This is a genomic window from Pseudomonas sp. P7759 (genome assembly GCF_013386445.1).
Taxonomy (GTDB): Bacteria; Pseudomonadota; Gammaproteobacteria; order Pseudomonadales; family Pseudomonadaceae; genus Aquipseudomonas; species Aquipseudomonas azotoformans_A.
The window spans coordinates 33,447-56,729 of sequence record NZ_JACART010000048.1; the positions used below are offsets into that span (position 1 = coordinate 33,447).

The window sequence follows — 23,283 nt, forward strand, 5'->3', positions numbered from 1 at the left end:
GCAGTGGGCTTTGTTTTACGAGGTTTATGGGCCTGTCACCCGCGATCCGGGCGCTGGCTCACCTGAAAATCTTAAAACCGTCACCAGCGGTTCGCTGGCAAACGCTTTGTGCAACCTGGTCACAGAACAGGGCACAGGCCGGAAATGACTCCACCAGTGAAATGCGTATCGGGTTTTTAGGAGCGCTGTAATGCCTGAGATCTATCATTTTTTCCAACAGCTGGTTAATGGCCTGACCATTGGCAGCACCTATGCCTTGATAGCCATTGGCTACACAATGGTTTACGGCATCATTGGAATGATCAACTTCGCCCATGGCGAGGTGTACATGATTGGTTCCTACGTGGCCTTTATCGCCCTTGCCGGGTTGGCCATGATGGGTATCCACTCCCTGCCGCTGTTGATGACCGCCGCGTTCCTGGCGTCGATCGTCGTGACCAGTGCCTATGGCTACAGTATCGAGCGCGTTGCCTATCGTCCCTTGCGTGGCAGCAACCGTCTGATCCCGCTGATTTCCGCCATCGGCATGTCGATTTTCCTGCAGAACACCGTATTGCTGTCCCAGGACTCCAAGGACAAGTCCATTCCCAACCTGATCCCGGGGAGCATCTCCTTCGGCCCAGGTGGCGCACAAGAAGTGCTGATTTCGTACATGCAGATCCTGGTCTTTGTCGTCACCCTGGTGGCGATGCTGGGCCTGACCCTGTTCATCTCTCGCTCCCGTCTGGGGCGCGCCTGCCGGGCTTGCGCCGAAGACATCAAGATGGCCAACCTGCTGGGCATCAACACCAACAACATCATCGCCCTGACCTTCGTGATCGGTGCCGCACTGGCTGCCGTTGCGGCGGTGCTGCTGAGCATGCAGTACGGCGTGATCAACCCCAACGCCGGTTTCCTGGTAGGCCTCAAGGCCTTTACTGCGGCGGTATTGGGCGGCATCGGCAGTATCCCGGGCGCGATGCTCGGTGGCCTGGTGCTGGGTGTGGCCGAAGCCTTTGGCGCCGATATCTTCGGCGACCAGTACAAGGACGTCGTGGCGTTCGGCCTGTTGGTTCTGGTGCTGTTGTTCCGTCCGACCGGCATCCTGGGCCGTCCGGAGGTTGAGAAAGTATGAGCAGATATCTTAAATCGGCGTTTTTCAGCGCCTTGCTGGTATGGGCCGTGGCCTTTCCGGTACTCGGCCTCAAGCTGAGCATTGTCGGCATCAACCTGGAAGTGCATGGCACCGGTCCCGTGACCCTGACCATCATCGCCCTGTGTTCGGTGCTGATGTTCCTGCGCGTGCTGTTCACCCAGCAGGTCGGCGCCCTGTTCAAGGGCAACCGTGGCCCGTTGGTATCGCCCAAGGTCAGCCAATTCCTGACCCTGCCGCGTACCCAGCGCTACATCATCATCGGCCTGATCGTGGCCGCGTTGATCTGGCCGTTCTTCGGCTCGCGCGGTGCGGTCGACATCGCCACCCTGATCCTGATCTACGTGTTGCTGGGCCTGGGCCTGAACATTGTGGTGGGCCTGGCCGGCTTGCTCGACCTGGGTTACGTGGGCTTCTACGCGGTGGGTGCCTACACCTACGCGCTGCTCTCGCACTACCTGGGCTGGGGCTTCTGGATCTGCCTGCCTTTGGCGGGCATGGCGGCGGCTACGTTCGGCTTCCTGCTGGGCTTCCCGGTGTTGCGCCTGCGCGGTGACTACCTGGCGATCGTGACCCTGGGCTTCGGTGAAATCATCCGTCTGTTCCTGCGTAACCTCACCGACATCACCGGCGGCCCCAACGGCATCAGCAGCATCCCCAAGCCGACCTTCTTCGGGCTGACGTTCGACCGTAGCGCCGCAGAAGGCATGCAGACCTTCCACGAGTACTTCGGGATCGACTACAACCCGGTGAGCAAAGTGGTGTTCCTGTACCTGGTGGCGCTGCTGCTGGCACTGGCTGCCCTGTTCGTGATCAACCGCCTGCTGCGCATGCCCATCGGCCGTGCGTGGGAAGCGCTGCGTGAAGATGAAATCGCCTGCCGTGCACTGGGCATGAACCCGACAGTCATCAAGCTTTCGGCATTTACCCTCGGGGCAACGTTTGCCGGTTTCGCCGGCAGCTTCTTCGCCGCTCGCCAAGGCCTGGTGACGCCGGAGTCGTTCACCTTCATCGAGTCGGCGATCATCCTCGCCATCGTGGTACTGGGTGGCATGGGCTCGCAACTGGGCGTGATCCTGGCGGCGATCGTGATGATCCTGCTGCCGGAAATGATGCGTGAGTTCAGCGAATACCGCATGTTGATGTTCGGCGCCATGATGGTGCTGATGATGATCTGGCGTCCTCAAGGCCTGCTGCCCATGCAACGTCCACACATGGAGCTGCGCAAATGAGCCGCGAGATCCTGAAAGTCGAAAATCTGAGCATGCGCTTCGGCGGCTTGCTGGCGGTCAACGGCGTGGCCCTGACCGTGAAAGAGAAACAAGTGGTTGCCTTGATCGGTCCGAACGGCGCCGGCAAGACCACGGTGTTCAACTGCCTCACCGGTTTCTACAAGCCGAGCGGTGGCAGCATCCTGCTGGACGGCCAGCCGATCCAGGGCCTGGCCGGTCACGAAATCGCCCGCAAGGGTGTGGTGCGGACGTTCCAGAACGTGCGGTTGTTCAAGGACATGACGGCGGTCGAGAACCTGCTGATTGCCCAGCACCGACACCTGAACACCAACTTCTTCGCGGGCCTGTTCAAGACCCCGGCGTTCCGCAAGAGCGAGCGCGAGGCCATGGAGTACGCCGAGTACTGGCTGGACAAGGTCAACCTGACCGAGTTTGCCAACCGCCCAGCCGGCACCCTGGCCTACGGTCAGCAACGTCGCCTGGAAATCGCCCGCTGCATGATGACCCGCCCGCGGATCCTCATGCTCGACGAACCCGCGGCGGGCCTGAACCCCAAGGAAACCGAAGACCTCAAGGCGCTGATCGGCGTGTTGCGTGAGGAAAACAACGCCACGGTGCTGTTGATTGAACACGACATGAAACTGGTCATGAGCATTTCCGACCACATCGTGGTGATCAACCAGGGCACGCCTTTGGCCGACGGGACGCCGGAGCAGATCCGCGATAATCCTGAAGTGATCAAAGCCTATTTGGGGGAAGCGTAAAATGCTGCAATTCGAAAACGTTTCCACTTTCTACGGCAAGATCCAGGCCCTGCACAGCGTCAACGTCGAAGTGCGTCAGGGTGAGATCGTCACGCTGATCGGCGCCAACGGTGCCGGCAAATCGACCCTGTTGATGACCCTGTGCGGTTCGCCCCAGGCCCACAGTGGCAGCATCCGCTACATGGGTGAAGAACTGGTGGGTCAGCAGTCGTCGCAGATCATGCGCAAGAGCATTGCGGTGGTGCCCGAAGGCCGTCGCGTGTTCTCGCGCCTGACCGTGGAAGAGAACCTGGCCATGGGCGGGTTCTTCACCGACAAGGGCGATTACCAGGAGCAGATGGACAAGGTGCTGCACCTGTTCCCTCGGCTCAAGGAGCGCTTCAGCCAGCGCGGCGGCACCATGTCCGGCGGCGAGCAGCAGATGCTCGCCATCGGCCGCGCGCTGATGAGCAAACCCAAGCTGTTGCTGTTGGACGAACCTTCACTGGGCCTGGCACCGATCATCATCCAGCAGATCTTCGACATCATCGAACAGCTGCGCAAGGACGGTGTGACAGTGTTCCTGGTGGAGCAGAACGCCAACCAGGCGCTGAAAATCGCTGACCGTGCCTATGTGCTGGAAAACGGCCGGGTAGTGATGCAGGGGACGGGCGAGCAGTTGCTGACCGATCCGAAGGTGCGCGAGGCGTATCTGGGCGGCTGATAAAAGGCCCTTGATGAAAGCCATCAGAGGAGCTGGGAAACCAGCTCCTCATTTTTTTGGGAAAAATAAAAGATTTTCCCTACACGCTTGTAACGATTTTCTCCGTACCGTCTCTAGAGGTGTAAGCAGGCATGTAAGCCTGCCACCTCAACCCACTGCTGGAGATACACCATGACGACCAAACTGTCCGCCGCCACCCTCGTTCTGGCCCTCGGTTCCGCACTGAGCCTGTCCGCCCTGACCACCACCGCCCATGCCGCCGACGACATGCAGAAATGCTTCGGCGTCGCTGAAGCCGGCAAGAACGATTGCGCCGCGGGTGCAGGCACTTCCTGCGCTGGCACCTCGAAAACCAAGGATCAAGCCAACGCTTGGAAACTGGTCCCAGCCGGCACCTGCCTCAAGACCCCAAGCTCCACCTCGCCAACCGGTTTCGGCCAGGAAGCAGCCTTCACCGCCAAGTCCTGAAACCTCGTAAAACCTGAGTACTGATGATGACCCTTTCATCCCTGCAAGCCGTCTCCCAGGCTCAGGCGCCCGGCCTTCCCCGCCGGGCCGGGCTGGGGCTCAAGCATGAGCATTTCCTTGAAGTGCTGGAGACCTCGCCCGACATCGGTTTTTTTGAAGTGCATGCCGAAAACTACATGGTGGCCGGCGGCCCGTTTCATCATTACCTGGGGTTGATCCACGAGCAGTACCCGCTGTCCTTGCACGGCGTGGGCCTGTCCATCGGCGGCGAAGGCCCGCTGGACCGTGAGCACCTGGCACGGTTGGCCGCGCTGATCGAACGCTATCAACCCCACTCTTTTTCCGAACACCTGGCCTGGTCAAGTCACGGCCCGGTGTTTCTCAATGACCTGCTGCCCCTGGCCTACGACAGCGCGACCCTGCAACGGGTGTGCGAACACGTTGACCAGGTGCAAAGCACCCTCAAGCGCGCGATGCTGCTGGAGAACCCGTCGACCTACCTGCAATTCCGGCGCTCAACCCTGGACGAGACGGACTTCATCAGCGAAGTCATCCGCCGCACTGGCTGTGGTTTGCTGCTGGATGTAAACAACGTCTATGTGTCGTGCATCAACCACCAGCGCGATCCACTTGCCTACCTCGACGCGTTGCCATTGCACGCGGTGGGCGAGATTCATCTGGCCGGTTTTGCCGAAGACACTGACAGCCTTGGTGATCGCCTGCTGATCGATGATCACGGCGCACCGATTGATAACGCCGTGTGGCAGCTGTACGAAAAGGTACTAACACAGGTCGGCTCAGTGGCGACTTTGATCGAGCGGGACAACCAGGTGCCAGCGTTCAGCGTACTGCTGGCCGAGGCTCAACAAGCCGAATGGCATCTGTCGAAGGTGAAAGCATGAGCCTGCACGACGATTTCGCCGAGGCCTTATTGGCGCCGGACCTGGCCTGCCCCGATGGCCTGTTCAGCACCAATGGCGCCGACCCCGCCAGCCGCTTCGTGGTGTATCGCAATAATGTGCACAGCTCATTGATCAACGCACTGGCGACCGCATATCCCGTGACATTGCAACTGGTGGGCGATGAGTTCTTCCGAGCAATGGCTGGCCTGTTTGTACAGGTTTGCCCACCCACCAGCCCGTTGATCAGCGAGTACGGCAGTGCGTTCGCGGCGTTTATCCAGGATTTCGAGCCTGCCGCCAGCGTGCCCTACCTGGCGGATGTCGCGCGCCTGGAACGCTTGCGTGTGCGTGCCTATCACGCCGCGGATACCCAGCCGCTGGACCAGCAGACGGTTCTCCTGGCACTGCAAGGCCAGGCAGGTCTGGGGAAATTGCGCCTGCAACTGCACCCCTCCCTGGCCACGTTGAATTCAGCCTATGCGGTGGTGGCCGTGTGGGCCGCGCACCAGACCGAAGGTGGCCTGGCCACGTTGAATCCCTGGCACGCCCAGGGTGCGCTGGTCATGCGTCAGGGCCTGGAGGTTCAGGTGTTTGCTATCGACCACGGCTCAGTCGCGTTTATCGACAGCCTGGCCCATGGCACGCCCTTGGAAAAAGCCGTGGAGCAGGCGCTTGAAACGTCCACCGAGTTCGATTTGCACCAATGCCTGACGCTGTTGATCAGCCACAACGCAATCACCCATTTGCAACCAGAACCAAAGGTATCGCCATGAATACTCGTCCATCGTGCCTGATCAATCGGGTTATCGCGCTTTTCGAACAGATTCCCTACAGCCTGATCGCCTTTCTCGCACGCTTCTCCATTGCAGCCGTGTTCTGGAAATCCGGGCAAACCAAAGTCGAAGGCTTCGCGATTGATTTGATCAGCGGCACCTTCCAACTAGGTGCACCGAAACTGGCGGCTTCGACATTGCCGCTGTTTCGCAGCGAATACCACGTGCCGCTGTTGTCGCCGGAAATCGCAGCGCACATGGCCGCATTTGCCGAACATTTTTTCCCAGTGTTGATCCTGGTGGGGTTCGCCACGCGCTTCTCGGCCTTGGCCCTGATCGGCATGACTCTGGTGATTCAGCTGTTCGTCTACCCGGACGCCTACCCAACCCATGGCACCTGGATTGCGCTGCTGTTGCTGCTGGTGGCCAAAGGGCCGGGGCGTCTGTCCATCGATCACCTGATCGCCCGTCGCTGCGCTTAGAGCCGATCCAGCGCCTCGCCGCTGCGCTTGAACCAATCCACCAGGTAATCGGCCAGCACCTGGGTGCGACGCGGCAAACCGCCCTGATAAGGATGCACCAGGTACATCGGCAGGCTCCGCGTCTGATAATCGCGCAGGAGCCAACGCAAGCGGCCGTCAGCCAATTCTGCAGGCAGCACATAGGACGGCAGCCGTGCGATACCGGCGCCCACCAGCGCGGCCTTTTTCAACAGGTTGTAATGGTTGGAGGCGAATGTGCCGCTGACCCGCACCCGCAGCAATTCGTGCTGCTGGTGGTACAGCCACTCTTCCCGCCCGCTGTAATGGCTGTTGAGCAGGCAGGTGTGGGTTGCCAGGTCGGCCGGGGTCTGCGGCTCGCCGTGCTGCTCGAGGTAGGCCGGGCTGGCGCAGGTCATCTCATGCCAGGCCAGCAATGGTTTGGCCACCAGGCGCTCGTTCTCGATGGCACCTGAGCGCACGCCGAGGTCAAAGCCGTCCCGCGCCAGATCCCGGTAGCTGTTGTTGAGCTCCAGCTCGATCTGCACTTGCGGGTACTCTTTGGAAAACTCCAGCAACAAGCCGTCGAAGAATGTTTCCCCCAACGACACCGGCACTGTCATGCGCACCGGTCCGGCCAGGTCGTCCTTAAGCCGGGCCAATGCCTGCCGGGCCCGATCCACCTGCACCACCAATGCCTGGGCCTGGGGCAGCAACGCTGCGCCGGCCGCCGTCAGGCTGAGCTTGCGCGTGGTGCGGTGCAGCAGCACCACGGAAAACCGCGCTTCCAACTGGCTGATCCGCTTGGACAACTGCCCTTTGCTGCAGCCCAGTTGCTCGGCGGCCACGGTAAAGCTACCGGCTTCGATCAGCACAGCGAAGGCCGCCAGATCATCCATCTCGCTCATGGATTGTTTCCATTTGAAAACCAAAGGTTGCCTATTAGCACGTTTATCCGCCCAAAAAGCCACACTAGACTGAATCCTCACTTACCCCTTGGAGGAACAGCACGATGAAAATCCTATTGATTGGTGCCAGCGGCACGGTTGGTTCTGCGGTCAAGGCAGAGCTGGCTCAGCGTCACGACGTGATCAGCATCGGCCGCAACAGCGGTGACTTCCAAGTGGATATCAGCGACAGCGCGTCGATCCGCAAGCTGTTCGAACAGACCGGCAAGTTCGATGCCCTGGTCTGTGCGGCAGGCAGCGTGAACTTTGTGGCGCTGGGTGAGATGAGCGAAAGCGATTTCGAACTGGGCCTGCGCGACAAGCTGATGGGCCAGGTCAACCTGCTGTTGATCGGCCGCGAGTACGCCAACGATGGCGCCTCATTCACCTTCACCAGTGGCATTCTGAACCGCGATCCAATCCGCACTGGCGCCTCCGCGGCACTGGTCAACGGCGCACTCGATGCCTTCGTCAAAGCCGCGGCAATCGAGTTGCCGCGCGGGCTGCGCGTCAACTCGGTGAGCCCGACTGTCCTGCTGGAGGCGATGGGCAGCTACGCGCCGTACTTCCGCGGGTTCAAACCGGCGACAGGTGTCGACGTGGCACTGGCCTACGCAAAAAGCGTCGAGGGCTTGCAAACCGGTCAGACCTACATCGTGGGTTGAGCGGCCACCGCCTCACGTGAGAACCGAGACATCCATTCAACCACCAGCGCACGCGGGGCGGAAAACCTGAACGCCCCGCCCAGCTGGCTTTGAACCTTGGACGTGCTTAATGGGTAACCGTCTACATAGAGTGTTACGTACTTTTGGTAGGCCAGCAGCGTAATGGATTGTGTCCTTGCCTTCGCCTCTGGGCTCAGCGAGACATCCACGTCGACATAAGCCGAATCGGACTTTCCAGCACGCTTGAGCGTCATCGAAATATCCGTGAAGTCAGTGGCTGACGAGTAAGAAAGCCGGGCGGGCTCGTCCGAAAAGCCAGTATTTGCCCACAGCAGCAGCAGGCAGATGCTCCATTTGATATTCATGGCGACCTCCGGTCAAAAGAGGTCGACCCTCTCACAACTCTCCGAACCTGAGTGTAGGAAAAGTTTCAAACAACAACGCGCCGTTTCCCATCATTGCGGGGCAGGCGGCTCAAACCCTGTCCCGGACTTGTGATGCAGCGCAGGCCTGCGTAACGTGACGGCACTTGTCTGGAGACCCGACCATGCGTGCCGCCCATACCCTCGCTCTACTTGCCTTGTTTCCCCTGTTTGGCGCCTGCCAGATGTTCGATAACGATCCGGCCAAGCCTTCTATCGCCGGACTGACCCGCATGCAGGGCGAACTCACGGCAGTCGGCGGCAAACTGCTGTTCCAGCCCTGCAGCGACAAACGCAATTACGTGGTCAACGACACCGGCGGCACCAGCATCCTGCAGGAGGCCGCCTCCCTTGCTGGCGAGCAAGGCGCGTTGTTTGCCGACCTGCGCGGTAAGTTCTCCGGGGTTGCCAGTGGCACCCAGGGCAGCGTCGACCTGCAACAACTCTACCGCGTCGAGCGGTCGACCTCGGCCTGCAACGACCCCGACTTCAAACGCATGATCCTGCGCGCCAACGGCCACAAGCCGACCTGGGTGATGAACGTCACCGCCAAGGGCCTGGTGCTGGAACGCGAAGGCCAGCCGCCACTGGCGGTGCCTTATGTAGAAGAACAAATCGGTGACGGCCGTTTCAACCTGATGACCGAGGCCAACAACCAGCACGTGGAGTTATGGGTAGCCCCGCAACGTTGCGTCGACCCGGTCAGCGGCAGCCTGCAACACATGACCGCCGAACTGCGCGTCAACGGCCAGGTGCAGCGCGGTTGTGCGTCGTTCGGCGGTTCGCGCGACGACTGACGCCACGCCGTGCTGTTTTAACATGACGGGAAACCGCCATTGGGGCTTATAATCGCCGGTTTGCAAAACAGCCGGCCTCCGAGCCCGCCGCCTACCGGATCCTGTCATGTTACGAATCACCGAACTCAAGCTGCCCATCGACCATCCCGAAGAAGACCTACGGCCCGCCATCGTGCAGCGCCTGGGCATCGCCAGTGATGACTTGCTCGATTTCACCCTGTTCAAGCGTAGCTACGACGCCCGCAAGAAATCCTCGGAGCTGTGCTTCATCTACACCATCGACTTGAACGTGAAGGGCGAAGCCGCCCTGCTGCTCAAGTTCGCCGATGACCGCAACGTCAACCCGGCGCCGGATGTCAGCTACAAAGTCGTGGGCCAGGCGCCGGAAGGCCTGACGGAGCGTCCAATCGTGGTCGGTTTCGGCCCGTGCGGCATCTTCGCCGGCTTGTTATTGGCGCAGATGGGCTTCAAGCCGATCATCCTTGAGCGCGGCAAGGAAGTGCGCCAGCGCACCAAGGACACCTGGGGCCTGTGGCGCAAAAGCGTGCTCAACCCCGAGTCCAACGTGCAGTTCGGTGAAGGGGGCGCCGGGACCTTTTCCGACGGCAAGCTGTACAGCCAGATCAAGGACCCGAAGTTCCACGGCCGCAAAGTCCTGCACGAGTTCGTCAAGGCCGGTGCACCGGAAGAGATCCTCTACGTCAGCAAGCCACATATCGGTACGTTCCGCCTGACCGGCGTGGTAGAGAACATGCGCGAGCAGATCATCGCCCTCGGCGGTGAAGTGCGCTTCGAACAGCGCGTGACCGACGTACTGATCGAAGATGGCCAGTTGAACGGCGTCGTCGTCGATGGCGGCGAGCAGATCCTGTCCAAGCACGTGATCCTGGCGCTGGGCCACAGCGCCCGCGACACCTTCCGCATGCTCCATGGCCGTGGTGTGTACATGGAAGCCAAGCCGTTCTCGGTGGGTTTCCGTATCGAACACCCGCAATCCTTGATCGACGCCGCGCGACTGGGCAAATACGCCGGCCACCCGAAACTCGGCGCCGCCGACTACAAGCTGGTGCACCACGCCAAGAACGGCCGCTCGGTCTACAGCTTCTGCATGTGCCCAGGCGGCACCGTGGTCGCAGCGACTTCCGAACCAGGCCGTGTCGTCACCAACGGCATGAGCCAGTACTCGCGTAACGAGCGCAATGCCAACTCCGGCATCGTGGTCGGCATCACCCCTGAGGTGGATTATCCGGGTGGCCCGCTGGCGGGTATCGAGTTGCAGGAGCGCCTGGAGTCCCACGCCTACGTCCTCGGCGGTAGCAACTACGAGGCGCCAGCACAACTGGTGGGTGACTTCATCGCCGGCAAGCCGTCGACGGCGATCGGCAGTGTGGAACCGTCCTACAAACCGGGCGTATCCCTGGGCGATTTGGCGCTGGCTTTGCCGGACTTCGCCATCGAAGCGATCCGTGAAGCCCTGCCGGCGTTCGAAAAGCAGATCAAGGGTTACTCGCTGCACGACGCGGTGTTGACGGGTATTGAGACACGCACTTCGTCGCCGCTGCGGATCACCCGTAACGAATCGATGCAGAGCCTGAACGTGAAAGGCCTGTTCCCTGCCGGGGAAGGCGCCGGTTATGCCGGTGGGATTCTGTCGGCAGGCGTGGATGGGATTCGGATTGCCGAGGCGTTGGCGCGGGATATGCTGGGTATCGAAGCCTGACACATGCCCTTGTAGGAGCCCGGTTCGCCGGGCTCCTACACGATTAAATGTTGGCGCGCAGGATGCTGTCCGGCAACGGCTCGCCCCGCTCGACACTGGCCGCAACGGCCGCAATCAACCCAGCCAATTCATAGCCCTGGGCGTTGAGCCAGGCCTGATCGTAGTAAGTCGTGGCATACCGCTCCCCGCCATCACACAAGATCGCCACAATCGAACCCGACTCCCCCGCCGATTTCATTTGCTGCGCCGCCACCAGAGCGCCGACCAGGTTGGTCCCGCTGGAACCACCGACCCGCCGTCCCAAGCGCTCGGCCAGATAGTGCATGGCCGCCAGCGACAGCGCATCCGGCACCTTGACCATCGCATCGATCACCTTGGGCAGAAACGACGCCTCGACCCGTGGCCGACCAATGCCTTCGATGCGCGAACCACAGTCCAGGCGCAAGCTCGCATCGCCACTCTGGTAGAAATCAAAGAACACCGATCGCTCGGCATCGGCGCACAACACGCGTGTGCTGTGCTGGCGATAACGCACATAACGACCAAGGGTCGCGGTGGTGCCGCCAGTGCCGGGGCTGGAGATCAACCAGCTCGGTTCCGGATGCTGCTCGAAGCGCATCTGCTGGAAGATCGACTCGGCGATATTGTTGTTCGCCCGCCAGTCGGTGGCGCGTTCGGCGTAGGTGAACTGGTCCATGAAGTGACCGCCACTTTCCCGCGCCAGGCGTTCGGATTCGGCGTAGATCTGCGTGGGATCCTGTACCAAGTGGCTCTTGCCGCCGTAGAAAGCAATCTGCGCGATCTTTTCCTGGGAAGTGGTGGCCGGCATCACCGCAATAAACGGCAAACCGAGCAAACGCGCGAAGTAGGCTTCGGAAATTGCCGTCGAACCGCTGGAGGCCTCGATCACTGGCGCGCCCGGCTTGAGCCAACCATTGCACAGCGCGTACAGAAACAGCGAGCGGGCAAGTCGGTGTTTGAGACTGCCGGTGGGGTGGCTGGACTCGTCCTTGAAGTACAACTCGATACCCGGCAACCCCGGCAGCGGTAAAGGAATCAGGTGCGTGTCGGCGCTGCGCTGGAAGTCGGCTTCAATGATGCGAATGGCTTCGCGGGCCCAGGGACGGTGGTCACTCATGGAGAGTTTCTCTAAAGGTGTAAGCCCTGATTTTAGGGGGTTTCCTACGTGTCACACAGATACAGTACCGACTCAATCGGACACACAATTGCTAGGCTTAGACGCAACGTCATGCCAAACAGCTGCTTATAACAAATAAGAATATAACTTTTGTTTTAACAACTAACGGTACGGGTTAGGGTACCCACCTATTGAATCTGGATTGGAGAGCATCCCTTGCCTCTGCGTAGCACTTTTACCCGTTTCTTCCAGCTGGAAGCCGCCAGCGGTCTGTTGTTGATCGCGGCTGCCGCCCTAGCGTTGATCATCAACAATTCACCTTTGTCGCACCTGTACGCTGCGTTTCTCGACGTACCGGTGGTGGCACAGATCGGCGCGTTGAAAATCGCCAAGCCGGCCTTGCTGTGGATCAACGACGGCCTGATGGCCCTGTTCTTCCTGCTGATCGGCCTGGAGGTCAAGCGTGAACTGCTCGACGGCCACCTGTCCAAGCCCTCGCAAGTGGTGCTGCCCGGCGCGGCAGCTATCGGCGGCATGGTCGTGCCGGCGCTGATCTACTGGGCGATCAACAAGGATTACCCCGCCGCACTCTCCGGCTGGGCGATCCCCATGGCCACCGACATCGCCTTCGCCCTCGGCGTGCTGGCCTTGCTCGGCAAGCGCGTGCCGGTGTCGCTGAAGCTGTTCCTGATGACCCTGGCGATCATTGACGACCTGGGCGCGATCATTGTGATTGCGGTGTTCTACTCCGCCGACCTGTCCGGCGCTGCCCTTGCTGGCGCGGGTGCGTGCTTGGTTGCCTTGATTGCGATGAACCGCCTGGGCGTCATCAAGCTCGGGCCTTACCTGATCATTGGGCTGATCCTGTGGGTCTGCGTACTCAAGAGCGGCGTGCATGCAACGCTGGCCGGTGTGACATTGGCCTTCTGCATCCCCATGCGTACCAAGAACGCCGAGCCCTCGCCGCTGCTCACGCTGGAACACGCCCTGCACCCGTGGGTGGCCTACGGCATCTTGCCGTTGTTTGCCTTCGCCAACGCCGGCGTATCCCTGACCGGCGTCAGCCTGGAAAGCTTCACCCACCACGTGCCCATGGGCATTGCCGCCGGTTTGTTGATCGGCAAGACCGTCGGTGTGTTTGGCCTCACCTGGCTGGCTATCAAGACCGGCCTTGCCGCGCTGCCCAGCGGGGCGAATTGGGGGCAGGTGTTTGGTGTGGCGATCCTCTGTGGGATCGGCTTTACCATGAGCCTGTTTGTTGGTTCGCTCGCGTTTGTGCCGGGTGCCAGTGAGTTTGCAGGTGAGGACCGAATGGGGATTTTGACCGGATCGATTCTGGCAGCGTGTATTGGTTATGCGGTGACGGCGATGGCGAGTCGTAAGAAGGCCACACTTCAGGGTTGAACTGACAGGCCGCAAACCAAAAAGCCGCCTCGGACTGACCGAGGCGGCTCCACTTCTCAGACCTTACAGGTCATCGAAGCTGTCTTGCAGGAACTTCCATACGTGATAAGCACGCAGGCAGTTCACTACGAGGTTCCACATACGTCGTGCAAACTTCGACATACTCGGCCCCCTTACGTTGGGCCTACCTCCAGCACACTTACCGGAACACGTGGCCTTTGGATGCAGGTCAATGCATCTTTGAGGCGGCCGGGTTGATGGGCCTTCCGCGTGAATCCGGCACGGATTACTAGCCCGTGGCGGTCAGTCCAAGAATTCGCGCGCGTACCCGGCTCACCTAAAAGCAACAAACGTAGAACAGGGAAGAGCCTAACGGATATCCCAAATGAAGGTGTGACGAACAGTGATCAAATATCCAGTACTCTTGTGAGATCTATTGCAAGTTTTTGCTGCGCTCGTGGTCTATCTCCCAACCTTGCATGACAGTATGACAAGGGGTAATATCGGGCTGCAGGTCAATGCATCTTTGAGTCGCATCCCCAGCTGCTAGTTGGATATGCAATAAAAAACCGCCCTACTAAGGCGGCTTTTTATTGCCTGCGTTTTTGCATTCAACCCGGCCGCCACCTAAAAATGCCCGCCCAGAAAACCAAAAACCCCAACCAGTCACCCGGTTGGGGTTTTGTGTTTCTACAACCCGCGCTTAGCGAGTAACGCGGCTGGTGCCATCAACGGTCATGATGCGCACGCGGTCACCAATGCGGAAGATTTCATTCTCCTGCACAGCCTGCACGTAGGCGCGCATGCTGCCGTCGTCTTCGCGGACGGTGATTTCCACACCTTGAGTACGGGTCAGGCCTTCTTCGGTGGCCGAACCCAACAGGCCGCCAGCAACAGCGCCGATCACGGCGGTCACGATGCTGCCACGGCCACCGCCGATGGCGCTGCCGCCAACGCCGCCGATGACTGCGCCGGCAGCGCCGCCAATTGGGGTCTTGGTGCCTTCGATCTTCACCGGACGCAGGGATTCGATGGTGCCCATGCGCACGGTCTGTACACGACGCGCTTCGTCACGGGAGTACGAGTCGCCGGTCAGACTCGAGGCGCAGCCACCCAGCAGCAACGACAGGGTGGTAAAGCAGGCAACCAGTAAAACGGACTTACGCATAGCATCAACTCCAAAGGACAGGTGGTCATTAAACGCTGCAGCTTGCCGCCTGTCACGGCAAGCACCGCAGAAAATTGCTTTCATTCAGCCTGAGTACAGACTACCCGCACCAGAAAAATCGACGAACGGTAATTCAACCTTCGAGCATTACATTGATTGTAGTCGCAACGGTCGCCGAGAACTCGGCGCGGCAGTGCACGCCCGAAGTCTCTGTAATAGAGACTTCGGGGTGACGGTCTGCATTCAAGGGAAGTGACGAAAGGTGCAGCTCAGGGCGCCAGTCGCTCGCGCGTCCAATCAGCCCCTTGCTGGCGATAGTTCAGGCGGTCATGCAGGCGACTGGCGCGACCTTGCCAGAACTCGATGCGCTCCGGCAGCAATCGATAGCCACCCCAATGCTCGGGGCAGTCGGGCTGGGTGTCGCTGAAACGCTGCTCGGTGGCCTTGAGCAGGTCGTGCAGTTCCTCGCGGTCACGAATGACCTGGCTCTGCGGGGACGCCCAGGCGCCCAGGCGGCTGCCGAGCGGGCGGACCTGATAATAAGCGTCCGACTCTTCAGCCGTGACCTTGACTACCCGCCCCTCGATACGCACTTGGCGCTCCAGGGTCGGCCAAAAGAAGGTCATGGCCGCAAACGGCCGCGCCGCGAGCTGTTGGCCCTTGGCACTCTGATAGTTGGTGAAGAAGGTAAAGCCCTGCGCGTCCAGGCCCTTGAGCAGCAGGATGCGACAGTGTGGGCGACCGTCCTGGTCGACCGTGGCCAAGGTCATGGCATTGGCTTCCACCGGAGGCTGCTCGGTTTTCACCGCATCAGCAAACCACTGGTGGAACAAGGCAAACGGCTCGCTCGGGGCCTGGGCCTCACTCAAACCATCCCGTGTGTAGTCACGGCGCATATCGGCCAGTGCCTCGGTCATGCGGCTTTATCCTTCTGGTTCAGCGGATCAGTTTTTCGCCTGGTCGTTGGCCGGTGCAGCGGCCTTGGCTTTGGCCGGCGCTGGCTTTTTGGCAGCTGGCTTGGCCGGAGCTTTTTTGGCGGCTGGCTTGGCGGCGGCTTTCTTGGCGGCTGGCGCCTTTTTAGCTGCAGCCTTGGCCGCTGGGGCAGGTGCTGGAACGTCCTGCACTGCAACCATCTCGGCGACAGGCGGGGTCTTGCCCGACTGGTATTTGCTCAACAGCGCCAGCATGGTGGTGCGCTGAGTGAACATGATTTCCATACGACGGTTCAGGGCACGGCCCTGGTTGCTGTCGTTGGCGGCACGTGGCATCAGGTCGCCCATGCCACGCAGCATCAGACGATCCTGCTTCAGGCCGCTGAGGCTGAAGATCGACGCGATGGATTGTGCACGTTCCTTGGTCAGCGCCTGGCTGGCTGGGGCAGTGCCCGTTGCGTCGACGTGGCCCAGTACCAGCACGGCGGTCTTGGGATCGGCTTCTACAGCCTTGGCAACACGGGTGAACGGACCGAGGGTGACCGGCAGAAGCATGGCCGGGCGTTTCGGGTTGTAGGAGCCGTCTACCGGGGCAATCACGACGAGTACGTTGTCGCGACGCTCCAGTTGCAGGTTGCTGTCCTTGATGGCGGCGCGCAGGCGCGGCTCATAGTCGTCCAACCAGGCCTGGGTGATTTTTGGATCAGGCATCGGCACGTTGGTCACGTCGACCTTGGCCAGTGGCTTGGGCTTGCTTTCGAACGGCCACCACCAGTGGGTTTCGCTGTCGGTCTTGGCGACGGCAGGCGCCGGCTCGGCGGCCTTGAGGTCGGCTTTCAGGTCGGCCTTGGCATCGGCGGCTTTTTCGTCGGCAGTCTTGGAAGAGAACGGCCACCAGCTGGAACCGGTGTCAGCCTTGGCAGCTGGAGCGGGCGCGGCAGCGGCGACTACCGGGGCGGCAGGCTTGGCGCCGGCAGCGGGCTTGGCGTCCGGTTTAGCGTCTGGCTTGGCATCGGTTTGGGTCACTGCATCCTTGGTGGCAGCCTTATCAGATCCAAATGACCACCAATGCCCGCCCTCGGCATCATTTTGTGGAGTTTGTGCGCAGCCGGTAATAGTGAGGCATAGCGCCAGTGCCAAGGACTTGTTCGATAACATGAGATATCCACAAAATGAGAAAAGAAACGGGGGTCTGGATGACCCGTTAAACAGACGCTTAGAGAACATTAAAGTTACATCATTTCGTTCAGCGCCTTCTTATAGTTGCCTTTGTAACAAAAAAATGTGAAACAGCAAGGGGTTTACAGACAACCGGCCAATATTCCGACCAACTTCTGTGCCCGTGGGTCCATAAGTACATAAGGGCCCAATGTATTAGTCACGAAACCAAACGCTACATCATGCTCAGGGTCGGCAAACCCGACCGAGCCGCCTGCGCCGGGATGCCCGAACGCACGCGGGCCAAGGCCGAACGTGGCATTGGGCAACTGCGGTTGGTCCAACATGCAACCCAGGCCAAAACGAGTCTGGGTCAATAATGTTTTATCCGGCCCAATACTGTGTTCACGGGTCAATTGTTCGAGCATGTCGGCTTCGAGCAAACTACCGTCCAATAAGCCGCTATAAAAGCCCGCCAGGCTGCGTGCATTACCGTGACCATTTGCCGCTGGCTGCTGCATACGGCGCCATTCAGGTTTGTTAGTGCTGGTCAGAATAGACGGCGGATTGGCAAATGCACGGGTCGTCATGGCCGTGGGTTCACGCATCATTACTTGCAGCAAACGTTGTGCGGCTTCATCGCCCATATTGCCTTTGCTACGCGCTATATGTGCCACGCGATAAAACTCTTCATCCGCCAGGCCCACATGGAAGTCCAGCCCCAGTGGCCGCGCAACCCGCGCCACGATGGATTCTCCCGGGCCACGCCCATCGACGCGACGCAGCAATTCACCCACCAGCCAGCCGTAGGTGATCGCCTCGTAGCCATGACCTTGGCCGGGCGTCCACCACGGGGCTTCGGCCGCCAAGGTATCGACCATCAGTTGCCAGTCGTACAAAGCCTCGGTCGGCAGCATTTCGCGGATTGCCGGCAACCCGGCCTGGTGGCAGAGCAACTGGCGCAGGGTGATGGATTCTTTGCCCGCTGCCGCAAATTCCGGCCAGTAGTTGGCAACGGGTACGTCCAGTTGCAACTTGCCTTCGGCCACCAATTGCAGGGCTGTCACGGCGGTGAAGGTCTTGGTGCAGGAGAACAGGTTGACGATGGTGTCACTGTGCCAGGCCTCGGCACCGTCCTTGTCGGCGGTGCCGGCCCACAGGTCGACAACGGTTTCGCCGCCTATCTGGATACACAGCCCGGCACCACGCTCCTGCGGGTCATCGAACAACGCGGCAAAGGCTTCCCGTACCGCTTCGAACTGGAGTTCGTAATGACCCTGGATCTGCACCTGAACACCCTCGGACAACACAGCAAAAAGTGGCCGACATTGTTCCAGTACTGGTGGGTTTTGTGAACCCGTCAGCCCTCAATCAATGACCATTCCCTGAGTGCCCGCCCGCATGCCCGGCGCCCTGCCCCGGGCCTTTGCCTTCGTGCCCGGCCCTGCCGCCTTCGCTTTCACGCACGGCGCCCGCCGCCTTGGCCTTTTCCGCTTCCTTGCCCAGTTGATCGACCGCTGCCAGATTGCTTTTGCGCACGCTGTCGACAAAACCCTGGAACGGCACATCGGTGATGCCCACCAGGCCAAAGTGGCCATTTTCGCCGTCCAGCAGACGCCCGGTTGCCGGCTGATCCAGGTATTGGAACCAGTGCACGCCGACAATCGACGGTTCAGCCATGGCCTGCTTGAGGAAGTTGCCGTACGCCACACCGCGGTCCTCTTCCTTGGCCAACTGCGTCACACCGCCCCAGAACGGGCCACGGTCAGCCGAGCCGAAGTTGAATTCGGTGATCAGCACCGGCTTATCCAGCGCACGCAGGGCAGCGAAGTCATAACCGTCCTGCGGCTTGAGGGTGTACATGTTGAAGCTCAGCACATCGCAATACTGAGCGCAGGACGCCACGGCTTCCGGCGTGCTCACGGCGAAACGACCGCCCAGCAGCAGCTGGTTGGGCGCATGCCATTTCAGCGAGTCGGAAATGGTCTTGAAGTAAGCATCGGCAAAGGTCTTCTGGAAGTATTTGAAGTCCGCTTCGATCTCCGGGTGCTCAGGGTTGGGCATCGGCGGTTCGAAGCCTGGGTCTTCCATCAACTCCCAGCCCTTCAATTCAATGCCCCAGGCTTTCGACAGGCCCTCTTCGTTACGGTACTTGTCACGCAGTTGCTTGAGGAACGCGCGCTTGGCCGGAACGTCGGTGGTCATGCGTAAAGTGCCGTAGGCCAAGGCATAACGGGACTTGGGATCATCACCTGGGCCGGCCCAGGCCAACTCGTTGTCGGCAAAGAAGCCGATCAACCACGGATCGTCACGGTGATCGCGGGCGGCGATAGCGACGGCGCGCTCGGTGGCCATGGCGAAACGCGGGTCGAACGGGTCGGGCATGCCGCCCCACCAGTCGGTGCCGGTGCTGATGCTGGTGTAGTCGCCGACGATCGACAGCGGCAAGGTGTAGGGTACGCGATCGGCACGGGCGAGATCGTCGTCGCTCCAGTTGCCCACAGTGTTGAAACCCCAGGCTTGCAGGCGGTCGAGGGTGTGAGTGGTCCAGCGCTTCTGGTCAAACCCGTCACCGCCGTAGGTGCGTTGCAGGTTGGCGCCGTAGAAGTCGTACCAGCGCCCGGCGCCAAAGCTGCGGCCTTCACCTGCGCCGTTGCCGGTGCGGTTGTCGCCGCTGCCGTAATACTTGTCGAACGGTTCGCCAGCCTTGGGCAGCGCCGCGAACATCCATTCTCGGCCGGACACGTAGGTCTGGTTGTTGTCCGGGGCCACGGTATTGACGCCCAGCGAATAGAACGGATGCCCCTCCGGCGTCACCAGGTACCAACGCCCGTCGCGCTTCTCGGTGCGGAAAAAGCCGCTGGCGTCGAAGGCCGGGCCTTTGTTCCAACCGCCGAACTTATCCAGTGACAATTTCTCTCGCGTGGCCAGCCAGCCCTGGAGCTGCTGTTGCTCCTTGGCGGCGGCAGCCTTGAGCTGTTCGTCGCTGCTGACCTTTTCCGGCCAGCGGGCACGGGTGGATTGACCATAGGCATCCACCAATTCGCTGTAGGCGGCCTTCAACACCGGCTCGCTGTCCTGCACGCCAAAGCGTTCCAGCAGGATGCTTTGGGCGGCGTTGGGCTTGATCATCGACAACGTCACCGAAACCACCTGGCTACGGTCGATTTCACCCGCGCTGCTGGCCAGCAAGACGCGCTGGCCGTCTACGGTGATCGGCATCGGCGGGCCGGCCTTCATGCCCTGGCTCAGCGGCGAGTTGGCCTGCAACGGCACCAGCAGGGTCTGCGCCGGGCCCGCCGGCAGGTCGATGCGGCTGATCAGAGTGCGGCCATCACTGCTCTGCACTTTCGCGTAGAGCGTCAGCGCCCAATCCATCGCACTCTGGATGCGCAGGCTCATGGCCCCCGACTGAGACCAGTCCCAGGCGCCCGTCTGTGGGCTGAGCACCAGGCTGGGTTCGGCAGCCGGGTTGAAGGTGATGCGGCGTAGCACTTCGCCTTCGGGGGTCTGTTCAGCGTTGTACTGCGGCAGGCTGGCGTCCTGGGTCGCCACCTTGACCACATCGGCAGGCCGGACGAAATTGAACAGGGTCTGTTGCCCGGCGGGCGCCGCCAGCAAGGGCGCGGCGAACAGCAGGGCAAAAAGAGCGGGCAGCGTGCGAATCATACGAGCAAGGTTCTCCCAGACGGCCGATGAATGGCCTGATGAAATACAGTGAGATAGACCACGAAGTGGGCGAATCCGCCCACGGTGGCTTAAGAAATTTCGCGCCTGAACGGCGGCAACGCATTAAGGATAGCCTTGCCATAGCGCTGGGTGACCAAACGGCGGTCGAGCAAGGTGATGGTGCCTCGGTCTTCTTCGGTACGCAGCAAGCGACCGCAGGCCTGGACCAGCTTCAAGGAAGCATCCGGCACCGAGATTTCCATGAACGGGTTACCGCCCCGTGCTTCGATCCATTCGGCCAAGGCCGCCTCGACCGGATCATCCGGTACCGAGAACGGGATCTTGGCGATCACCACGTGCTCACAGTAGGCGCCGGGCAAGTCCACCCCTTCGGCAAAGCTCGCCAGGCCGAACAGCACGCTGGAATCACCGCCATCTACCCGCGCCTTGTGTTTGTTCAGGGTTTCCTGCTTGGACAGGTTGCCCTGGATAAACACCTGCTTGCGCCAGTCACGGTCGAGGCCGTCGAACACGTCCTGCATCTGTTTGCGCGACGAGAACAGCACCAGCGTTCCGCGTGAACCTTCTACCAGTTCCGGCAGGTCACGGATGATTGCGGCGGTGTGAGCCGCCGCATCCCGTGGGTCGGCCTTGAGGTCCGGCACCCGCAACACGCCGGCATCGGCATGATGAAACGGGCTCGGCACCACCGCAGTGACGGCCTTTTTCGGCAGGCCGGCGCGCATGCGGAAGCGGTCGAAGGTGCCCAGGGCGGTCAGCGTGGCCGAGGTAACCAGGCAGCCGTAAGCCACGTTCCATAGGTTGCGGCGCAGCATTTCCGCCGCCAGGATCGGGCTGGCGTTGACCTCGATGTCGAACAGCGCACCGCTTTCCGACAGGGTCAGCCAACGCGCCATCGGCGGGTTGTCTTCCGGGTCTTCAACGGTGAAGGCCGTCCACAACTCCCAGTTGCCCTGGGAGCGGGACAACAGGCTGCCGAACAGTGGGTACCATTCCTCGGCCTGGTTGCTGGCGATGCCGATATTGACCTCGCCGTCCATGCCCTCTTTGAGCAGGTCGGTGAGGCGGGTGAACAGATCGGTCAGGCGTGAGAAACCCTTCTTCAGCTCAATGCCCATTTCGCGCATGTGCTCGGGAATCAAACCGCCGACGAACCGATGACGCGGCCGCTCGCGGCCCTCGACGTCTTCACCGGGTTTGAAGTCCGCCACCTGCTCGCAGGCGCTGAACATGAATTGCTGCTGGGTCTTGATCTCCCGCGCCAGCTCCGGCACCTGTTCGATCAGCTTGCCCAGATCGCCGGGCAGCGGGTGCTGGGCCAGCAACTTGGTGAGGTTCTTCGCGGTGGTTTCCAGCCAGTCGGCAGTGGAACGCAGGCGCGTGTAGTGGGCAAAGTGGCCGATGGCCTTGTCGGGAAGGTGATGGCCTTCGTCGAAAACGTAGAGGGTGTCACGCGGGTCCGGCAGCACGGCGCCGCCGCCCAGGGCCAGGTCGGCCAGGACCATGTCGTGGTTGGTGACGATCACATCAACCTTGCCCATGCCTTCGCGGGCCTTGTAGAAAGCGCACTGGCCGAAATTGGGGCAATGACGGTTGGTGCACTGGCTGTGGTCGGTGGTCAGGCGCGCCCAGTCGGCATCCTCCAGGGCGGTGGGCCAGCTATCGCGGTCGCCGTCCCATTTATTGCCGGCGAGTTTCTCGATCATGCTGGTGAACAGCTTCTGGCTGACTTCATCCACCTCGATCTTGAAGCCTTCTTCTTCGAACAGTGACGCGGTGGCGGTTTGCGCGTGGCCTTCCTGTAGCAGTACGTCGAGCTTGGACAGGCACATGTAGCGGCCACGGCCCTTGGCCAGGGCGAAGGTGAAGTTCAAGCCGCTGTTGCGCATCAGGTCGGGCAGGTCTTTGTAGACGATCTGCTCCTGCAGGGCGACGGTGGCGGTGGCGATCACCAGGCGCTTGCCGGCGGCCTTGGCGGTGGGGATCGCGGCCAGGCTGTAGGCCACGGTCTTGCCGGTACCGGTGCCGGCCTCGACGGCCACGACCGCGGGCTCACCCTCGCGGCGGCCTTCGTCGTCGGTGTCGATATCCCCGAGGACCTTGGCCACTTCGGCGATCATCAGGCGTTGGCCGTAGCGCGGTTTCAAGCTCTTGGCTTCGAGAAAACGCGAATAGGCGCCCTGGATCGTGGTTTTGAGTTCAGTGCTGATCATGGATAGTCGGGCGCAAAAAACGCTGGATAAATTTTCAGTGGTTCGGATCGGCGGCTATCATACCCCGCTAATGAATCCCGCGCAGAACGGAGTACCACAATGACCGCGTTTAGCCTCGCTTACACCCTGCATGTATTGGCCGCCCTGGTATGGGTCGGCGGTATGTTTTTCGCCTGGATGATCCTGCGCCCCGCCGCTGTGGCGGCACTTGAGGGCCCTGCCCGGCTCAGGTTGTGGGCGAATGTGTTTCAACGTTTTTTCGTGTGGGTGTGGGTCGCGGTGGCGATTTTGCCGATCAGCGGCATAGGCCTGCTGCAGTTGCGCTTCAACGGCTTTGAGACAGCGCCGCGTTATGTGCAGGTGATGATGGGGTTGTACCTGGTGATGACGGCGTTGTTTATCCGTATCCAGGCGTTGAAATTCCCGGAATTGCGTACGGCGGTGGCGGCCGAGGACTGGCCGGCGGGGGCTGCGGTGCTGGGGCAGATCCGCCGGTTGGTGGGGATCAATTTGATCGTGGGGTTGGTGGTGGTGGCGATTGCTTCGGCTCGACCCATGTTGTAGTGAGCGGGCTTG

General features: G+C 60.9%; 22 protein-coding genes. 13 read left to right on the top strand and 9 right to left on the bottom strand.

Annotated elements, in window-relative coordinates:
• Positions 1–190 precede the first annotated feature (190 nt).
• The 8 genes from livH (at position 191) to HX823_RS26530 (ending at position 6,456) form a co-directional block, all read left to right on the top strand.
• Entirely contained in the window at positions 191–1,114 is a 924-nt protein-coding gene (gene livH / locus HX823_RS26495) for a high-affinity branched-chain amino acid ABC transporter permease LivH (RefSeq protein ID WP_028619257.1), read from the top strand.
• Positions 1,111–2,364 carry a high-affinity branched-chain amino acid ABC transporter permease LivM gene (locus HX823_RS26500; protein ID WP_016975068.1) on the top strand — a complete coding sequence of 418 codons (1,254 nt, stop codon included), beginning with the start codon at positions 1,111–1,113 and terminating at the stop codon, positions 2,362–2,364. The genes livH and HX823_RS26500 overlap by 4 nt, the downstream gene beginning before the upstream one ends.
• Complete coding sequence (gene livG / locus HX823_RS26505; RefSeq protein ID WP_012722652.1) at positions 2,361–3,128, top strand: high-affinity branched-chain amino acid ABC transporter ATP-binding protein LivG; 768 nt, start codon at positions 2,361–2,363, stop codon at positions 3,126–3,128. The genes HX823_RS26500 and livG overlap by 4 nt, the downstream gene beginning before the upstream one ends.
• Before the next feature lies 1 nt (position 3,129).
• Positions 3,130–3,831 carry an ABC transporter ATP-binding protein gene (locus tag HX823_RS26510; protein WP_010212366.1) on the top strand — a complete coding sequence of 234 codons (702 nt, stop codon included), beginning with the start codon at positions 3,130–3,132 and terminating at the stop codon, positions 3,829–3,831.
• Positions 3,832–4,002: 171 nt separating this feature from the next.
• On the top strand, positions 4,003–4,299 hold the full coding sequence (locus HX823_RS26515; RefSeq protein WP_012722651.1) for a DUF2282 domain-containing protein: 297 nt from the start codon (positions 4,003–4,005) through the stop codon (positions 4,297–4,299).
• Between the two features lie 23 nt (positions 4,300–4,322).
• Complete coding sequence (locus HX823_RS26520) at positions 4,323–5,201, top strand: DUF692 domain-containing protein (RefSeq protein ID WP_177077482.1); 879 nt, start codon at positions 4,323–4,325, stop codon at positions 5,199–5,201.
• Positions 5,198–5,974 (top strand): DNA-binding domain-containing protein, encoded by a 777-nt coding sequence (locus tag HX823_RS26525; RefSeq protein ID WP_177077484.1) that lies wholly within the window; start codon positions 5,198–5,200, stop codon positions 5,972–5,974. Before HX823_RS26520 ends, HX823_RS26525 begins: the two co-directional genes overlap by 4 nt.
• Positions 5,971–6,456: a DoxX family protein gene (locus HX823_RS26530; protein ID WP_038849743.1), complete on the top strand. Its 486-nt coding sequence runs from the start codon at positions 5,971–5,973 to the stop codon at positions 6,454–6,456. The genes HX823_RS26525 and HX823_RS26530 overlap by 4 nt, the downstream gene beginning before the upstream one ends.
• On the opposite strand, the gene HX823_RS26535 is transcribed toward HX823_RS26530, so the two are convergent.
• Complete coding sequence (locus tag HX823_RS26535; protein ID WP_177077486.1) at positions 6,453–7,361, bottom strand: LysR family transcriptional regulator; 909 nt, start codon at positions 7,359–7,361, stop codon at positions 6,453–6,455. The two genes, HX823_RS26530 and HX823_RS26535, sit on opposite strands and share 4 nt — an antisense overlap.
• Positions 7,362–7,465: 104 nt before the next feature.
• On the opposite strand from HX823_RS26535, the gene HX823_RS26540 reads away from it, so the two are divergent.
• Positions 7,466–8,065 carry a short chain dehydrogenase gene (locus HX823_RS26540; protein WP_177077488.1) on the top strand — a complete coding sequence of 200 codons (600 nt, stop codon included), beginning with the start codon at positions 7,466–7,468 and terminating at the stop codon, positions 8,063–8,065.
• Here HX823_RS26540 and HX823_RS26545 read toward each other — a convergent pair.
• A complete protein-coding gene (locus tag HX823_RS26545) occupies positions 8,050–8,430 on the bottom strand; it encodes a hypothetical protein (protein ID WP_177077490.1) in 381 nt (126 codons plus the stop codon). The two genes, HX823_RS26540 and HX823_RS26545, sit on opposite strands and share 16 nt — an antisense overlap.
• Before the next feature lie 182 nt (positions 8,431–8,612).
• On the opposite strand from HX823_RS26545, the gene HX823_RS26550 reads away from it, so the two are divergent.
• Both HX823_RS26550 and HX823_RS26555 read left to right on the top strand, forming a co-directional pair.
• Positions 8,613–9,284, top strand: coding sequence for a COG3650 family protein (locus HX823_RS26550; RefSeq protein WP_038849737.1), 672 nt, complete (start codon positions 8,613–8,615; stop codon positions 9,282–9,284).
• Between the two features lie 106 nt (positions 9,285–9,390).
• The gene (locus tag HX823_RS26555) at positions 9,391–11,004 is read left to right on the top strand and encodes an NAD(P)/FAD-dependent oxidoreductase (RefSeq protein WP_177077492.1); all 1,614 of its coding nucleotides are present in this window, start codon (positions 9,391–9,393) and stop codon (positions 11,002–11,004) included.
• A 43-nt stretch (positions 11,005–11,047) separates the two neighbouring features.
• Here the strand turns inward: HX823_RS26555 and HX823_RS26560 are convergent, their stop codons facing one another.
• Positions 11,048–12,142, bottom strand: coding sequence for a PLP-dependent cysteine synthase family protein (locus HX823_RS26560; protein WP_038849734.1), 1,095 nt, complete (start codon positions 12,140–12,142; stop codon positions 11,048–11,050).
• 216 nt (positions 12,143–12,358) lie between these two features.
• On the opposite strand from HX823_RS26560, the gene nhaA reads away from it, so the two are divergent.
• A complete protein-coding gene (gene nhaA / locus HX823_RS26565) occupies positions 12,359–13,546 on the top strand; it encodes a Na+/H+ antiporter NhaA (RefSeq protein ID WP_016975057.1) in 1,188 nt (395 codons plus the stop codon).
• 703 nt (positions 13,547–14,249) lie between these two features.
• Here the strand turns inward: nhaA and HX823_RS26570 are convergent.
• The 6 genes from HX823_RS26570 to dinG form a co-directional block, all read right to left on the bottom strand.
• The gene (locus HX823_RS26570; protein WP_003189251.1) at positions 14,250–14,714 is read right to left on the bottom strand and encodes a glycine zipper 2TM domain-containing protein; all 465 of its coding nucleotides are present in this window, start codon (positions 14,712–14,714) and stop codon (positions 14,250–14,252) included.
• A gap of 269 nt (positions 14,715–14,983) precedes the next feature.
• A complete protein-coding gene (pdxH, locus tag HX823_RS26575) occupies positions 14,984–15,631 on the bottom strand; it encodes a pyridoxamine 5'-phosphate oxidase (protein WP_177077494.1) in 648 nt (215 codons plus the stop codon).
• A 27-nt stretch (positions 15,632–15,658) separates the two neighbouring features.
• Positions 15,659–16,804 (bottom strand): OmpA family protein, encoded by a 1,146-nt coding sequence (locus HX823_RS26580; protein ID WP_080642430.1) that lies wholly within the window; start codon positions 16,802–16,804, stop codon positions 15,659–15,661.
• Positions 16,805–16,947: 143 nt separating this feature from the next.
• The gene (locus HX823_RS26585) at positions 16,948–18,093 is read right to left on the bottom strand and encodes an EstA family serine hydrolase (protein WP_038849834.1); all 1,146 of its coding nucleotides are present in this window, start codon (positions 18,091–18,093) and stop codon (positions 16,948–16,950) included.
• An 82-nt stretch (positions 18,094–18,175) separates the two neighbouring features.
• Positions 18,176–20,473: a beta-galactosidase gene (locus HX823_RS26590; RefSeq protein WP_177077496.1), complete on the bottom strand. Its 2,298-nt coding sequence runs from the start codon at positions 20,471–20,473 to the stop codon at positions 18,176–18,178.
• Positions 20,474–20,562: 89 nt separating this feature from the next.
• The gene (gene dinG, locus HX823_RS26595; protein WP_038849724.1) at positions 20,563–22,707 is read right to left on the bottom strand and encodes an ATP-dependent DNA helicase DinG; all 2,145 of its coding nucleotides are present in this window, start codon (positions 22,705–22,707) and stop codon (positions 20,563–20,565) included.
• Between the two features lie 99 nt (positions 22,708–22,806).
• On the opposite strand from dinG, the gene HX823_RS26600 reads away from it, so the two are divergent.
• The gene (locus HX823_RS26600) at positions 22,807–23,271 is read left to right on the top strand and encodes a CopD family protein (RefSeq protein WP_010212384.1); all 465 of its coding nucleotides are present in this window, start codon (positions 22,807–22,809) and stop codon (positions 23,269–23,271) included.
• The last annotated feature ends 12 nt before the right edge of the window (positions 23,272–23,283 follow it).